Here is a 15,393-nt window from a genome sequence, read left to right on the forward strand (position 1 = left end):
CTGAACCCCGCACCCCCGGACTCGACCCACCACCCGCACCCGAGACACCCACACCCTGCGTACTCGAACCCGACAAACCCGCGCCCTGCGTGCTCGAGGCGGACACGCCCGAACCGCTGGTGCTCTGTGCCTGGACTCCAGCACCACTGCTGCTGACGCCCGACACCCCCGGTCCCTTGGTGCCGGAGCCCTTGACGCCGGCGCTCGTACCGCCGCCGGTGCCATCCACCCCGACCCCCTGAGTACTGATGCCCGACACACCCGGACCCGCGCCACCTGAACCCCGCACCCCCGGACTCGACCCACCACCCGCACCCGAGACACCCACACCCTGCGTACTCGAACCCGACAAACCCGCGCCCTGCGTGCTCGTGCCGGACACGCCCGAACCAGATGTTCCGACGCCTTCCACGCCGGCTGCCGGTCCTCCGGCCGTGCCCTGGACGCCGGGCCCCTGGGTGCTGGTGCCCGAGACGCCCGGTCCGGCGGTGGCACTGCCCGTGACGCCCGCGCCGGAACCTCCGCCCTTTCCGACGACGCCTGCGCCCTGGGCGCTCGAACCCGAGACGCCGGCGCCCTGCGTGCTCTCACCGGACAGCCCCGGGCCGGCCGCTGCGGTGCCCGCCACGCCCGGGGCGGTTCCGCCGCCCTGGCCAGTGACACCGGGACCCTGGTCGCTCTTGCCACGGAGTCCCGGACCGGTGGACGCGCTGCCGGAGACCCCGGCTCCCGAGCCACCGCCCGTGCCCGAGACACCGTCGCCCTGAGCGCTCGATCCGGCGACTCCAGCAGCGGTCACACCTGTGCCGGACACGCCCGGGTCCGCGCCGCCGCCGTGACCGGCGACGCCGGGACCCCCGGAGCTCGTCCCCGACACTCCCGGTCCGGCGGACGCGATGCCGAGAAGTCCCGCGCTGGTCCCGCCTCCCGTCCCGTACACCCCGGCTCCCGCCTGACTGCTGCCCTCAACGCCGGGCCCCTCGCTACCGGTGCCGAGGACTCCGGGACTGCCGACGGCCCCCTCGCCCTTCACTCCGGGGCCTTGATCGCTCCGGCCGGTCACCCCCGGGCCCGCTACGCCCTTGCCCAGCACGCCGGGGCTGTCTCCCTTGCTCGCCCCGGAGACACCTGCCCCACGAACGCTCGTACCCAGGACACCGGTACCACCGCCGTTGGACGTGGACCGGCCCAGGACTCCGACGCCCTCGATCTCCTTGTTGACACCGTTCACGCCGGCGCCGCCGGGCTGTTCCGCGGTTCCCGAGCGGCCACTGCTGCCGACGACACCATTGCTGTCGGCACTGTCCCCCCATACACCGAACTTGACCGGTGGAGTCTCGGCGCCCGGGTCGTATCCACTGGCGCCGTTCTGTCCTTGGACTGGTCCCGCGGCTGACATGGTCGTCTCCTCTTCCCGCTCATCGAGGGGCACCGGGACGGTCACTGATAGGTGACCTGGATGCAGAACACCTTGACGACGTCGCTGAGGCCGGCGTTGGTGATGTCGACTGTCAGGAAGTAACGGTGCGTATCGTTCGCGATCCTCACCCCTCCCGGCGGCTTGGCCGGCTCGTCCAACTCGTCGGCCGTGATGAGGGAATCGGCGCCCCCGCTGTTGTTGATCTCGCGGGCTTTCAGCACCACCGTCAGCGAGCCTGCGGCGGACTGCTTGTTCCCGGTCATCAGGAGCGACGTCACTGAGGCGCCGTCGGGTAGCACGACGTTCATGAAGCCGTGTGCCTCTGCCGTGCCCTGTGGCTTCTCGACCATGTCGAGGGCCTGGTTCCAGGCAGGCTTGGCAACGCCTGAATCCTCGTACGCAATCAGGGCGGGGATCAGCGTGAGATGCCTCGGCTTTGCCAACTGGTCGATGATCGGGTTGATCTGGTTCCCGGCGAGCCCGTCGAACTCCGCCTCCAGCCGGTGGAACCGGTCGTTGAGGCCCTCCTCTCCGCCCGCCTGGACACGGTCCTGGTTGTCGATCCAGTCTTTGTGGTTGAACTGTCGTTCATACGGCTTAATCATCACGGTCGTCCTTGCGCAGGCGGATGAAGGGAGACGAGAAGGGATCCACGACGTGGTAGGTCGGGAAGGTGTAGACGGGGAAGAGTTCCGCCTCGTCGGTGCCCAGTCCCGCCAGGGCGCGCAGGCGGTCTGTACGGCATTCCACGCCGAGCGGATGGAACCAGTTGAGGATGTTGAGGATCAGGTCGTACTGCTCCTTCGTGATGGCCGCGTCGCCCAGGGACTCCAGCTCCGGCTTGAGCCGGATCTCGCACTGGTACGGCCGCAGGTCGTCACCACGCAGATAGGTGGCCCGGATCAGAGCCCGTCCCGGAGTGATACCGGTGACCGCGCTGACGGGGGCGGCGTGCGCCGAGGGTTCGGCGAGGCCGTTGTCGTCCGGGGTCACGGACCAGACGAGCTCCTCCCCCGCTCCGGTCCCCAACGGCAGCTCAGCGTCGAGGCGTGGCGGGGCGGACGGGTTCTGGCCGAGTGGCGCCGGATCGGCGAGGAGCACGGTTCCACTGCGGTGCGGGGCCACGACGAGGCAAGGCCCGTACGGGGTCCCGGACGGGCTCGCCGCGAGGGCGGTTCCGCCGCGGCCGGGGCTGAAGACCTGCGGCAGCCGGACGTCGGTGGCGACGTCGACGAGGTGCACGCGGCCGACCGCGGAGGGCGAGCCCTCGGTCGCCACGTAGAGCAGCTTTCCGTCCCCGCTGAGGCTGAGCGCCACCGGCACAGTGCCCTCGGGGAAGCCTCCGATGGTGGCAGTGGCCTGCTGCCCCAGCGTGCGGTGGACGAGGATCTGTCCACCGCCGGCCGTGCCGGCTCCCGGGCAGATCACGTAGAGCTTGCTCCCGTCCGGGGTGACGGCGGCAGCGTGGGCCTCCGGATCTCCGATGTCGACAGTCTCGTTCAGGGTGAGCGTGGCGCGCTCGACCCGGCACCATCGGCCGCCGTCCACGACGACGTACAGCGATGGGCCCGCGGTGGCGACCACGATCGATCGTGGCGCGGCGGGCAGCGTGAGAGGGGCGGCTTCTTCCTGGCCGGTCGTCAGAGAATAGGCGCGCAGGGTCGGGACCTGGGTCCGGTCGCCCCGGAAGCCGACATAGAGCCGGTCGGCGTCGGTCGCCACGGCTGCCGGTCGGGGGCCGGTGATATCCGGTACGGACTCTTGAGCCTTCAGGTGGGTGGGGTCGAGGACCGACACCCTTCCGAGCTGTTCGTGCGAGACGAAGAGATGTCCACCGCCGAACGCAAGGTCACCCGGGAACGGCGCGACGCTGAGGGACTTGTCCAGGGCGATCCCGGGGAACGTCTGCGGCGGCTTCGCCGCGAGGGTGAAGGAGGTGATCCGGTGTGTGCCGGGCTCGGCGAGGAAGACCCGCGTGCCGTCGTCGGCGAAGCAGGCCGCCGTCGGTTCGGCGCGGGGCGTGACCGAGACCGGGGCGGACTCCCCGGTCGTGAGCTCGCTCGGGCCGGTCACCGTGAGTTGCTCGCCGGCTGCCACGGCGACGTGGACAGTCTCGGGCGCTCCCGCTGCGACCGGTCGCTCGACGCGGATGTGGTCGAAGCCGACTGCGAACGCCCGCGCGGCGAGGGTGGGGGCGGTCAGCGTGTCGTGGCGGAGCAACAGCGCTCGGCCCTGTGCGTGCAGGTTCGCGCCGGGCTGTCCTGCCTCGAGCGGGACGTACGACCTGAGGACGGTGAGCTTGCCGGGGGTGTGGGCGAGCAGGGCGAGCAGGCGGTCGAGGGCGTCGGAGGTGATCTGTTGCATGATCCGGTTCCCGGGGTCGGTGCCGTAGACGGCAAGGCCGGGCTGCAGGGTCAGGTCGTCGGTGCGGACGTTCAGCATGCCGTCGTCGAAGTCGGCGGTGGGCGGCCCGGCGTCGTCCGCCTCCGCGGTGTCGCGGCGGCCGGTGCGGCTGATGCTGTGTCCGGCTGTGAGGGCGGTGTCGGGCAGTCCGATCCGGATCGGCCGGGTGCCGCTGCCGATGTGGCCGCGGCGGGCGACCTCGACCCGGACGGAGACGTCGCCGGCGGCGAGGGCGTGGAGGGTGCCCGCCTCGCCCGGCGGGAAGGCCGCGTCACCCGCGCCCGAGCGGATCACGGACCAGCGGATCTCCGCGTCGGGGAGGTGGGAGGGGTCGGGTTCGATGCCGAGGCCCAGTCGGTCGCCTTCCGGTATGTCCGGCAGGCCCGGCGCCGTTTCCTCCGTGCCGCGAGTGATACGGAAGACGTCGCCGCGGGGCTGGGAGGCGTAGACGTGGCCGTCGCGAGTGTGCTGGACCCAGCCGAAGCCGGCGGCGTGGGCGAGCGCCCCGAGTTTCGCGGGGGCCATGGTCTCGTGGGACAAGAGGACGGCGCGTCCGACGCCGTGCAGGCCGGTGTCGTGGGCGTCGTACGCCTTGAGGACGTGCAGGGAGCCGGCGCCGGGCCGGGCGGCGAGTCGGTCCAGCAGGTCATCCAGGGCGCGGAGGACGACGAGTTGCATCCTCCGGCTGTCCTCGCCTCCCGCGAAGGTCAAGCCGAGCCGGTCGGGGTGGCTGAGCAACCAGGCGGTGTCGAAGTCCGGTTCGTCCTGTGCGGCGGTGCCGACGGCCAGCGCCTCGGGCGTGTCCAGGTCTCCGTCGGCGGTGAGGGAGTGGCTCACTGAAAGCTCCGGGGGCAGGACGCGCAGGGTGTGCCTGCCGGTGATTCCGGTGTCGGTCGGTTCCCGTACTTGGAAGGGCTCGAGGTCGCGGGGAGCGGCAGCGATGGGCGCGGCAGCCGTGTTCACGGCGTTCTGGAGGCCGTCGGGAGTGGGCAGGAGCCAGCGTTGGAAGATCTGGAGCCGGCGGCGGTACTGCTCGTCGCCTTCGCCGGTGACGGGTTCGAAGGAGTCGCGGGCCAGGCTCGAGATGCGTACCTCTTCGAGCAGGCCCACGTACGGGGCGGTGACCTCGGGTCCGTCCGGGGTTTCCTGTCCCTGGCCGCCCATGTCGAGCGGGGCGGTGTTGGTCAGCGCGCCGAGCTGTTTTCCGGCGTCGGGACCGTTCGGGGTGGTCGGCTGCTCTTTGTCGTCGGCCGGGGCGCCGGTGACGCAGCGGGCCACTTCCTCTCCGTCGAGGTAGAGCAGTGCGGTGGCGGTGGCAGTGGCCTTATGGCGGTCGAGCGCCCCGGCGACATGGTGGAAGGCGCCGTCGCCGAGGTCCCGGTCCGCGAAGAGGTCGACTTCGCGGCTGCCGTCGTTGAGGGAGAAGCGAAGGTTGCGGTCGATGCCGCGAAAGGTGCCCATGGTCAGGGCCCAGCCCACGCTTTCGGGGGTGTCGAGCGGGAAGCGTTTGGCGACCAGGGCTCCGGTCGTGGTGACCCGGTCGGGCCTCACCACCGCTTCGGCGGTGAAGGAAGCGGTGGCTGGCAGGGCGAAGGCCACGGAGTCCGGCACCTGGATCCGGCCCGGGCCCGGCCCGAACCCGAACGCGTGCGAGAAGCGTCCGGTGCGGCCGCTGTGCGCGCCGTTGTTGGTGCCCTGCCGGGCGGGCACGCCGGGTGCCGCGGCGTCGACGACGGTGGTCACCTCGGTGCCGGGTGCGGGGAGGCCGTCCACACCGGACGGCGGGAGGTCGTCCAGATGGAAGAGCGCGATCGTGGCGCCGTCCAGGACGTGCGGGCGGGGCGGGAAACGAGGCGCGCCCAGGTCCAGGCCGAGCAGGTCCAGGCTGACGCCGTGGGCGGAGTCCGAGTCGCGTTGGGCCGTCACGTCCCGGAGCTGCTCAGCAATCTCCTCGTGCTCCGCGCCGATGACCCAGAGGAGTTTGGCCAAGTTGCCGAGGAGTGCGGTGACCTCCCAATTGACGTGATGAAACACGTGGGTGGGGTCTAGGGGACGCAAGTCCTTGAGCTGAAGACGGTCGGTGAGCTCGCCCACTCCGCCGGCGAGCGGAATCGTGACGGCGCGCCCGGCGGGGTGGCCGGCCGGGATCGGCACGTCCACGTGTTCCGGCGCCGCGGAGGGGGTCCGGGTGAAGTAGACCCGTACGGTGAGCGGTGCGGTGATGTCGTCCTGCGGGGCGAGCAGGTAGCGGGGGGACTCGGGCGATCGGCTGTAGCGCTGCTCGTAGGCGAGGAAGTCGTACGCGAGGACAGGAATGCGCCCGTCCTGCTTCCGGTCCCCGAGCCCGAGGACGAGCCGTTCCATGCCGCGGTCGTACGTGGCGGGCAGGGCGTCCCGCATGACGTCGAGGATGCCGCGGGGAAGCGGGCCGCCGGGGAGGAACGGGCCTTGTGGGGTCGCCGTGCCGCTCATGTGCCCACGACCTGGATGTCGACCATGGAGGTGTCCACGGAGAGGCGGGCGATCTCGTCGGGCGCGAGGACGAGGTTCTCGCCCGCCGACAGTTCCTGGGCTCCTCCGAAGGACGTGCCGCCGTAATAGGCCTGGCCGAAGGTGGGGGCGAAGCGGCGCAACCGCAGGTTCTGCACGTCCAGCACGCCGACGGCGGTACGAGCGCTGAGCACGATGTCGGAGTAGAGAACGCCGTGCCCCAGCCGGAGCCGGTTGACGGAATCACGTACGGCGTCGAGGATCGCGCCCTTGGCGGCTTCCTCATTGTGTCCCGCCTCGACGACCAGGGTGGCCCGCATCCCGACGTCTATCTGGACGGCGGCGAGGATGTTGGGGAAGACGGACACGGGCCGCCACTGCCGCACGGTCTTCAGCACTTCGTCGTAGACACCCGGGAAATACTCCTCGCTGCTGGTCCAGGGCCAGCCCGGCTCGGGTGCGACGACAATGTCGAAGAAGTACGGCGAGCCGGTCCGGCGCTGCCGCGAGAAGGCGCGGCCGCCGTAGCGGAAGGTTCCGAAGGCTCGCCGGGCGGGCTCCACTCCGCCGAGGGGGTCGAAGATCGCCGCGTCCCGTACGCCGTTCACGTCGAGGATCTGCGCGAGCAGTGCCTCCTGGGTCCACACGGTCCTGGGAACACCGAGCAGCCGGGCCCGGTAGACGCCGTCGGGCTCGCCGAGTTCCCCACCGACGAACGGCTGTTGTACGACGGGTTTGACCACGGCGGACCCGAGGTTGAGGTTGTGGAGCACCCATGCGGGCTCGAGTACCAGCTCTTGGCCGGTCGCAAGGTTCCCGCCGTGACCACGCACGACGGCCTCGGCCTCGACCGTGGCGGACGCCTGCTGGAACGACAGTGTGACGTCCTTCGTGGTCCGGTAGGCCACGGGGGGAGAGGTCACTGTCTGGACGACCGTGCCTAGCGGGAGCACGTAGACGCGATCCGGTTCCGCCTCGGAGATGTTGAGGCCGATCGTGCCGCGGGCGCGCAGTTCGCGGCGGGGCAGACCGAGGTCCTCGCCGAGCAGATCCAGGCTGGGGCCCTGGGCGGTGGACACGAAGTTGCCGTAGAACTGGTTCTCCATGGCGCGCCACAGTTCGTGGGTGCCGACGGCCGTGGCATCCAGGACTTTCCGGATGGCGCTGCCCGAAGTGAGGTCTACGTCGTCGCCGAACATCGCCCTGGCGCGGGCCTGCTGGTCGGCGATGATCCGGTCGATGCCTTTGACGACGAACCCGTCCTCGGTGACGCCGAACCGCTCCTCGGAGGTCATGGGGTTCCCCTTGCTCGCAGGGTGAGGGCGGCGCCGGCGATGGTGTCGACAACGGCGTACACCGTGTACACGCGTGCAGCGTGGGCGGCCGCCACGCTCCGGCGGTGGGCTTCCTCGTCGAGGCCGGTTCCCGGTTCGAAGAAGCGCGGGTCGTCGTCGAAGTACACCTCGCGCACGTCGGTGACGCGGCTGTCCGAGCTGAGGCAGCGGACGAGTTCCATCGTGATGTACTCCTTGCGGGTGGGCAGGTCATGGGCGTAGGCGCCGAGGGAGAGCCGGTCGAATCCGAAGCGGATGTTGAGCCGGTCGCCGCCCGTCTGGGTGGCGACGGCCAGCGACAGCGCCTGGTTGAGGGCCTCGGCGCCGACGACCGGCGCGAGGTCGCGGGTCTGCCGGTCGACGACCAGGTCGCCTTCGTCGAGGGCGAGGCTGCGGCCGAGGCTGGGGGCGCCGCCCCGCGCGGCGCCGCCGGAGAGATACGGGCCGATTCCGGGCAAGTCGGAACCGCCCAGCGGCGGGCCGGCGACGGCTTCGGCCGACAGGTACGGGGCCGACTGCGGACCGGACGCGAGGAAACCCCCGGTCGATTCGTCGGCGAACGCGCCGTCGTGAACCGCGGCCTCGGAGGCGTCCGGAGTATCCGGCTTGCCCGATGCGCTGTCGCGTCCCGCCTGCCGGCCGGTCATCAGAGGGACTCCAGCACGGTCTGCCCGGGGGTCGTGACTTTCCAGCGGCCGGGTCCCTGCCCGCTCTGGGTGAGGCCGGAGGCAGCGACCAGTAGCACGGGGGTGCCTCCCACGGTGAGCTTCTTCGACGATCCGTCGGGGGTTGCCGGGCCGGTGGTGCAGGGCTTGGCGACGGGTGGCGAGGTGAGGGTGGTCGCGGTGCAGGGCGTGACCATGCCCGGCACGGGGGTGGTCGGGGAGCCGAACGTGAGGCCGGCCTCCTTGCCGACAAGGACGACGCCCTTGTCCTGGACGGTGACCCTAGGGTCGCCGGCTTCGAGCCGGAGCTTGCCCTGGTGGGTGCATTCGATGATCGCGCCAGCGACGAGTACGAGAGACATCAGCTGATCGCCACCTTTCCTTTGCCGATCGTCAGGGTCGCTCCCCCGGATTTGAGCTCCACCTGTTGTGCTCCGCCGTCGATCGCCACCTTTCCCTGACCAATCGTCAGAGTCATTCCCCCGGACTTGAGCACCACGTCATGTGCTCCGCCGTCGACGGTGACGCTGCCGCCGGCATCGATCCCGATGGTGGTCCCGGACTTGTGTGAGACGAGGAAGGTTTCGGCGTCCCCTTCGGTGGGCCGCTCACCGACCGGCGTGCAGGCGTCCTCGCCGATAGCGACCTTCAGACCGATCGCCTCGACGACGCGACGGCCGTCCGCGGTGATGAGGTCGTTGACGCCTTTGCCGGTGGGTTCGGCGACGGACCCGATGCTGAGCTCGGTGGGCAGGCAGAGCCACCAGTCGCCCTCCTTGGCCTTCGGGCGGTCCATCTTGCGCTCGTTGGACCAGAGGAAACCGTTCACAACAGCGTCGTCGGGGTTGTCCCTGACCTGGTTGAGTAGGGCGCGCATGCCCTTGTACACCGGGACCGAGAGCCCCACCTTGTGCCAGGCGAAGGGCGAGGCGATCGGCTTGTCGTGCCGGAACGGATCGCCCTCCGTGATCTCCAGGTCGACGCTCGGCGAAGCCGCCGCCTCATTCGGCCGCTGCCCGCTCTCCAGGTCGGCCAGCCGCTGGTCCGGCTTGGTCCGCTGGACCCGGGCGACGTCGACGGAGGGTGTGAGGGTCGCGCTCTGCTGGATCTTCCCGCCGATCAGGTCCGCGACCGACTGGGCGGTGCCCCGGCGGGCCAGCGCGCTGCGCCGGCTGTTGCCACTGCGGCCGAACGTCACCGCCCGTCCGGAACAGGTGTATCCCGTGCGCGGCGAGAAGGTGTGGGTCAGCTGGAGGATGCGGAACCCCTTGAACGGATTCTGGTAGCCCTCCACCCCTGCCGCCACCAGCTGTCCCGCCCGGAGGGCCGGCAGGCCGAGCACGGTGAAGTCGAACGCCCCCACCGCGGCCTCGTCCACGACATTGGTGACGAGGCTCTGTTTACCGACCGGCCCCAGGTCGACCGGCTTGAACTCGGCCAGCCGGGCCGCGGTCATCGTCTTGAGGGCCAGCAGGCAGTCCTCGCCGCCGATGGCCGCGTCGATTGCCGGTCCGTCGGGGGCGGTGGGGAACGCGCCCTCGGGCGGGTAGCTGATCGCCTTGCCGAACTGCACCGCCCCGTCCTGGACGAGGAGTTCGGCGCCGAACTGATTTGCCAGATCGGTCAGCAGCAAGAAGCCGTTCATGGCCTTCTTCGTCATGTCACGCTCGAAGGAGGGGGGATCGGGTGTGCCGATCACGTCGAGCCCGGCGAGTCCGGCGATGTGCTTCGCTGCGTCGGCGGGAGTCGTCTTCTCCATCGAGATACGGGCCATCGGCGGCTTGACGCCGGGGTCCACGCGATTGAGGAGCCGGTACGAGGCTTCCTCGTACCCGCTCAGTTGCAGACCGAGCGGCTGGTATCTGGTCGACGACTTGATCGAGTCGACCCTGCCGGAGAGGACCACCTGCCGGCCGCCGGGGTCGTCCAGGTAGCCGAGGTGGATGTCGACGTCGATACCACCGTCCGCGCCGCTCTTGGTGCCGAGGCCGGTGGTCAGCGCCTTGTGTACGTCGAGCGGCACGTCGGCAAAGGTGATGTCGAACGAACCCGGTGCGCCGATCCCGTATTTGACGGTGATCTCGGCGTCGGCCAGGACCGTTCCGGCGCGGAGGTCGTTCGAGATCTTCAGCCGCAGGATCGGGAAGTCGATCTGGTACCAGAGGATCACGCCCATCTCAGCGCCACCCCGATCACGATCCGGGAGCCGTAGTGGCCGCTTCCGTTGAGGTTCCCGCGGGCCACGGTCGCCTCGGCCAGCCGGATGGCCAGCGGACCGGCCTCGTGGACGAGGTCGGGTTCGGCGACGAGCTTGCGGAGAAAGAGCACGCGCGGACCGTCGGGGCCGGGGCCGGCCACCCTGAGCACCAAGTGGCCCGGCGGCCTGTGCTGCAGGGCGCGACAGGCAAGCTGCGGGGCCCGGCTGCACGCCCCGAGGTCGTACAGCGTCTCGGGCGGGTCCTGCTCACCACCTTCGAAGTTGGCGTACAGGGCGAAGTCGTAGCCCGTGTCGCCCACCGGGCAGCTGAAGACCTGGGGAAGTCCTTCGTCGGGCTCGACCGGCAGTCTCAGGAAACTCAGATCGGTGTTCACAGTCCACCTCCCAGCTGGCGTTCCGGCGGGATCATCTCGCTCGCGGCCGGGATCGCGACGGTTCCCGCCGCCAGAGCGATGTCGAGGGCTTCCCCAAGAACGGTGGTCAGGGTGGAGCGGGGGACCTGTTCCAGGGTGATGCTGACGTCCACGGCGTCCCGCTTCTGGTTGGACTGCGTGAAGCGCAGACTCGTGATCTGCATGTCGAGACTGACGGTCATCCCGCAGACCACCGGAAGTCCGGCCAGGTTCATCAGGGGTGCCGTGGAACCGGCCAGCGCGCGCGAGGTCAGCGCCATCGCCTCCAGGCCCTTCTTGGACAGGAGTCGCGTCCTGCCGACGAGTACGGCTTCGACGCCGATCGTGCGGGTCGTCGGCGAGACGAGCTGGGCGAGACGGCTGCCCGCGATCCTGGCCACCTGGTACCCCTCGCTGAGGGTCAGACTGGTGACCGTGAACAGCGGCACCGCGCCGATCAGAACGGGAACGTTCACACCGGCCGGCATGATCCGCGCCTACCTCTCCTGGTCATCTTTCCCGGCCTCCTTGCCAGCCCTCATCACTTTCAGCGCAGGCTTCACGAGCTCGTCGACGCCGTCGTCCGGTACTTCTTCGAGGGCGGGGTCTATACGTATGCGCGTGGTCTGCTCTGCGGGCTCGTCCGGGGGGACGTCTCGCGTCTCTCCCGCCGGACTGGTCTCGGTGGACACCCGCGTCTGCGGCTTCGGCTTTGGCTTTGGCTTCGGTTTGATGTGCGGCGTCGTCTTCCCCTTCGCCTTTGCCTTTGCCTTCGAGGGAGACGCGGGCGCCTTCTTCTTGGGTGGCGGGCGCGTCGCCTTCTTGACGGCTTCGGCCTGCTCCTCCGCGCTCAGCCAGTCCAGTTCGTGCTTGTACTCGTCGAACCACTGGGCGAAGTTCTGCTTCTTCTTGCCCCTGAGGGGACCGGGGTCCTGCCACCCCTTGACGAGGTCCTTCTTGATCTCCTGCATCTCACGGATGACCGCGTCCGGCCCCTCCTTCCTCGCCTCGACCAGCCGCCTCGTCACCTCCTTGTAGTAGTTGTCGGTGTGCAGCGTCTGATGCCGCGTAGCGGCCTGAGGGATGATCTTCGGGTCGGTGGAGGTACGCGGCAGGAAGATCCCGTTCAACGGGTGGTCGCGAGGGTTGATGCCGGCCCATTCGAGGATCTCCCGCGCGGGCCCGGCCCGTCGGTCGGACCAGGCGATGATGTGGTGCGCATCGTGGCCGTACGGCTGGTGCTGGCCGATCGCCTCCATCGCCGCCGCCAGGTCGTGCGACGCCCGGTCGAGCTCACCAAGCTTGCTCACCTTCTTGTCGCGGACGGTGAGCGCCTCGGCCGGCGCCTCGTCAGGCTCGTGGTGCAGGACCTTGGCCTCTCGGCTCGCCTTCGCCTCCTCCGCCGCCCGGACCGCGGCGATCTGACCCTCCGTCGACTGCTGGGCCTTGAGCATCTCCTCGAACCTGTCGAGGTGCTCCATCGCCTTCTCGGGATCGGTCCGGGACATCCGGTCTATCTGCTCCAGCGCCTGCTTCATCCGCTTCGGGTCCTTGACCTTGCCCTTCGGGAAGCGCTTGCGCAGGTCCTTGATGCGTTCCCGGACCGGGGCCCGAGCGGCCTCCGACACCTTGACGGGGGGCTTGCGCGGCGGCTTGACGACCGGCTCGCTCGGCGGCTTGACGACGGCCTTGCGCGGCGGCGGCGCGACCCGTCTCCACGCTCCCTTCCTGCCACGGCGGAGCTTGTCGAGGTACTCGCTGAACTCGACCGCGTTGCCCTCGGCGCTCATCTTCGCCCTGATCTTCTCGAGTCTCGCGATCATGGCGTCAAAGGCCGGTGCCTCGCCGCCGGAACGCATGTGCATCTCGCTGACGATTCCGATCCCGTACTGGTGGACGGCCTCCATGCGCCGGGCCTCCCCCGCCAGCATCGCCAGCAGGTCGGCCTTCACCTCGGCCTTGGCTCCGATCCGGCCGAACCCGATCTGTTCCAGCATGTGGGTGAACCGGGTGCCCTCGCCCTCCTTGAGGGCCTGGGCCACCTTGGACACCTCAGCGATCTCGAAGCCGTCCTTCCCGATCAGCTGACCGAATGTGTGGGCGAGTTCCGGGGTGAGGCCGCCCGACTTCAAACCCAAGGTGTGCAGGACCTCGGCCTTCTCCAGAAGGTCGGCGGTAACCGGACCGAGCCGCTCGTGCTTCATCAGCGATGCGAGCGTGCTGCCCGGGGGTACGTCGACCTCGCTGAGGACCGCGCCGAGGCGGGCGCCGTCCTCCTCCGGCAGCATGCGCAGCAGTGTCCCCACCTCGTGCTCCTCCAGGCCCTTCAACACCACGCTGCCGCCGTGCAGGGCCTCGGCCCACTTGGTGAACCGGGCCGCGAACAGCTCTCCCTCGGCAGCCCGCAGGAGCCCGAGGAAGCGCAGGACGGCGGCGACCTTCTCGATCTTGACCAGCACCTCGGCCACGGCCTTGATCTCTGTCATCCAGGTGAGCGCCTCGATGATCACGGCCCATTTGATCCTGGTGACGGCTCTCGGGCCGACGCCCAGCAGTGCCGCGCCGCGCAGGCCGTTGACGAGAACCGGGCCGACGTGGTGGATGAGGTCTCGCAGCTGCTCCATCGACTTCTTGTGGCCGCTCCCGGCCAACTGGCAGATGACCAGGAGGCGGACGAGCTGGAAGAGTCCCGAAATGATCTTCTCGGGCTCGGTCAGCATCATCTTGAAGGATTCGAGCGTCGACATGACGAATCCCGCCGCCGCTCTGGCGGCCTCCTCTAGGTCGCTCATCTCCTTGAGGCCGAGGACTGCGGGCTTCTCCTCCTCGACGGTCTGCTTCAGCCCGGCGTCACGGCTCGTCTTAAGGTTGAACGCCTCGGCCACCAGGCCGAGGAACTCCCCGCTGGTGAGGGGTTTGTGGTCGCCGAACTTCTGGCCGACCGTGGTGAGCAGCTCCCAGAGATCGCTCCCCAAGTCTGCGAAGAGCTGCTCATACAGACCGTGCTGGATCAACAGGGCGCGGACCGCGCGCAAGTCACTCTCGCCCTCCAGCGAGCGCATGATCTCGATGATCGCGTGCCGCTGATCTCCGAACGTCCAAGCCTTGACCAGGATCTCCAGGTACTTCTCCCTGGCCTCCGCGTCCACCAGGGCGAAGGCCCCCGCGTCCAGCTCGGCCAGTTGGGCCGCGGCTTTCTCGACACTCTCGTCGTCCCCGGCGAGGCCGGCGTCGACCAAGCGGTCGACGTCCTGGAAGGTGAGGGCCTTCAGTTCTCGCGCCGACAACCGGTCCGCCGTCGACTGCTTGAGCTGGATCCAGCGCTCGCCCGCCTCATTGCTCCCGTACACCCAGGTGCTGCGCTCCTGGGTCCACATCACCTCCACGCCGTACCGGCGTCCGTCCTGGGTGGTGACGGTCCGTGGGCCCCGGAGGCCGCCGAAGTTGGTGATCATCTCGCCCTGGAACATCCGCGTCGACGTCACGTATCTCACGGCCTCATCGGTCATGGTGGGCGTGGTGGCGACAGCCCAGAAGAAGTTGTCCTGTGGGTGGCCGAGCGGTCCTTCCAGAACAGCGAAGGACCGCGCTCCGAAGATGTGGTCGCCGAGTTCGGCCGCGTGTATCAGGCTCAGCGAGCGAGCGTGACGGGTCGCCCCGCCCAGCGTGATGAGCTGGCTGGCGCCGACGACCAGCACGGCGCATCCGTCGACCGGGCTCGGCCCTTCGACGACCTTGTCGAGGGCGTCGGTCTCCTCGATCCGGCCGGTGTCCTGCCCGGTGGCCTCTTCGGTCTCACCGGCCTCGGCGTGGTCCGCCGGCGCCCCTTCCGCCGTCGCCTCAGGACCAGGTACGGCAGCGGGCCCGGGTACTTCTCCGCTCGCCTCGCCCGGTGCACCCGGCGCCGGTGCGGCGGCGGGCGTAGCCGCACCAGCCCCGCTCGTGGCGGTGGGGGCGGTCACGGCGGGGCTGGACGACGCATGTCGGGCGCCGGTGCGGGCCGCCACCGCCCTCCGGCGTGCCGATACGAGCGTCTCGCGTACGGGTTCGGACGGGCGCCCGCTGTCTCCTCTGCTCTCGCCCTGGCCCTGGCCCTGGCCCTGGCCCTCTGCGCCGGTACCGCCTTTTCCCGCTCCCGGAGCCTCTCTCCCACCCCCCTCGTCGTCCGCGTCGGGCACGGCCACCGCGAAAGCCAGCGCGCTGTGACCGCTCGGAGCGGGCTCCGCGGGAGCCTCGTCCTGCGTCGGCCCCGCGACCGTCGCGCCGGCTTCCCATCGCACCGCGACTGGCTGGCCCACACCGGGTTCCGCCCTGCCGGGTTCCCCCGCGGTTTCGGTGTCCCGTCGCCCGCAGGGCCACCGGCCGGTAACCCCCCCGGTGCGGTCGTCCTCGTCCATCGCTCGAGCGACCGCCCGGAGCAGAACCAGCTCCAACGACCCTTCGTACGGGCACTGTTCCTGCCCCGTGAAAG

Annotated in this window: 9 protein-coding genes and 1 pseudogene; all 10 read right to left on the bottom strand. The window is 69.9% G+C overall.

The annotated features are described in order from the left end of the window. Window positions 1–1,399 (bottom strand): annotated as a pseudogene (locus tag AC07EJ_RS30120) (hypothetical protein); the annotation flags it as partial. Between the two features lie 41 nt (window positions 1,400–1,440). After that, the gene (locus tag AC07EJ_RS30125; RefSeq protein WP_478885443.1) at window positions 1,441–2,025 is read right to left on the bottom strand and encodes a hypothetical protein; all 585 of its coding nucleotides are present in this window, start codon (window positions 2,023–2,025) and stop codon (window positions 1,441–1,443) included. After that, complete coding sequence (locus AC07EJ_RS30130; RefSeq protein ID WP_478885444.1) at window positions 2,018–6,295, bottom strand: LamG-like jellyroll fold domain-containing protein; 4,278 nt, start codon at window positions 6,293–6,295, stop codon at window positions 2,018–2,020. The genes AC07EJ_RS30125 and AC07EJ_RS30130 overlap by 8 nt, the downstream gene beginning before the upstream one ends. After that, window positions 6,292–7,608 carry a baseplate J/gp47 family protein gene (locus AC07EJ_RS30135; RefSeq protein WP_478885445.1) on the bottom strand — a complete coding sequence of 439 codons (1,317 nt, stop codon included), beginning with the start codon at window positions 7,606–7,608 and terminating at the stop codon, window positions 6,292–6,294. Before AC07EJ_RS30135 ends, AC07EJ_RS30130 begins: the two co-directional genes overlap by 4 nt. Continuing rightward, window positions 7,605–8,294, bottom strand: a complete 690-nt coding sequence (locus AC07EJ_RS30140; RefSeq protein ID WP_478885446.1) for a hypothetical protein — start codon at window positions 8,292–8,294, stop codon at window positions 7,605–7,607. The genes AC07EJ_RS30135 and AC07EJ_RS30140 overlap by 4 nt, the downstream gene beginning before the upstream one ends. Then, window positions 8,294–8,674, bottom strand: a complete 381-nt coding sequence (locus tag AC07EJ_RS30145) for a hypothetical protein (RefSeq protein ID WP_478885447.1) — start codon at window positions 8,672–8,674, stop codon at window positions 8,294–8,296. Before AC07EJ_RS30145 ends, AC07EJ_RS30140 begins: the two co-directional genes overlap by 1 nt. Then, window positions 8,674–10,488, bottom strand: a complete 1,815-nt coding sequence (locus AC07EJ_RS30150; protein ID WP_478885448.1) for a hypothetical protein — start codon at window positions 10,486–10,488, stop codon at window positions 8,674–8,676. Before AC07EJ_RS30150 ends, AC07EJ_RS30145 begins: the two co-directional genes overlap by 1 nt. After that, the gene (locus AC07EJ_RS30155; RefSeq protein ID WP_478885449.1) at window positions 10,479–10,904 is read right to left on the bottom strand and encodes a hypothetical protein; all 426 of its coding nucleotides are present in this window, start codon (window positions 10,902–10,904) and stop codon (window positions 10,479–10,481) included. The genes AC07EJ_RS30150 and AC07EJ_RS30155 overlap by 10 nt, the downstream gene beginning before the upstream one ends. Next, complete coding sequence (locus AC07EJ_RS30160; protein ID WP_478885450.1) at window positions 10,901–11,398, bottom strand: hypothetical protein; 498 nt, start codon at window positions 11,396–11,398, stop codon at window positions 10,901–10,903. The genes AC07EJ_RS30155 and AC07EJ_RS30160 overlap by 4 nt, the downstream gene beginning before the upstream one ends. Before the next feature lie 21 nt (window positions 11,399–11,419). After that, window positions 11,420–15,202 carry an AHH domain-containing protein gene (locus tag AC07EJ_RS30165; protein WP_478885451.1) on the bottom strand — a complete coding sequence of 1,261 codons (3,783 nt, stop codon included), beginning with the start codon at window positions 15,200–15,202 and terminating at the stop codon, window positions 11,420–11,422. Window positions 15,203–15,393: the final 191 nt, after the last annotated feature.

It is taken from the genome of Streptomyces sp. NPDC045026, assembly GCF_056432625.1.

What these genes read in the sequence shown, in the direction of transcription:
- AC07EJ_RS30130 (WP_478885444.1), bottom strand. Translation starts at nt 6,295, where the DNA reads ATGAGCGGCACGGCGACCCCACAAGGCCCGTTCCTCCCCGGCGGCCCG.
- AC07EJ_RS30145 (WP_478885447.1), bottom strand. Translation starts at nt 8,674, where the DNA reads ATGTCTCTCGTACTCGTCGCTGGCGCGATCATCGAATGCACCCACCAG.
- AC07EJ_RS30150 (WP_478885448.1), bottom strand. Translation starts at nt 10,488, where the DNA reads ATGGGCGTGATCCTCTGGTACCAGATCGACTTCCCGATCCTGCGGCTG.
- AC07EJ_RS30140 (WP_478885446.1), bottom strand. Translation starts at nt 8,294, where the DNA reads ATGACCGGCCGGCAGGCGGGACGCGACAGCGCATCGGGCAAGCCGGAT.
- AC07EJ_RS30125 (WP_478885443.1), bottom strand. Translation starts at nt 2,025, where the DNA reads ATGATTAAGCCGTATGAACGACAGTTCAACCACAAAGACTGGATCGAC.
- AC07EJ_RS30135 (WP_478885445.1), bottom strand. Translation starts at nt 7,608, where the DNA reads ATGACCTCCGAGGAGCGGTTCGGCGTCACCGAGGACGGGTTCGTCGTC.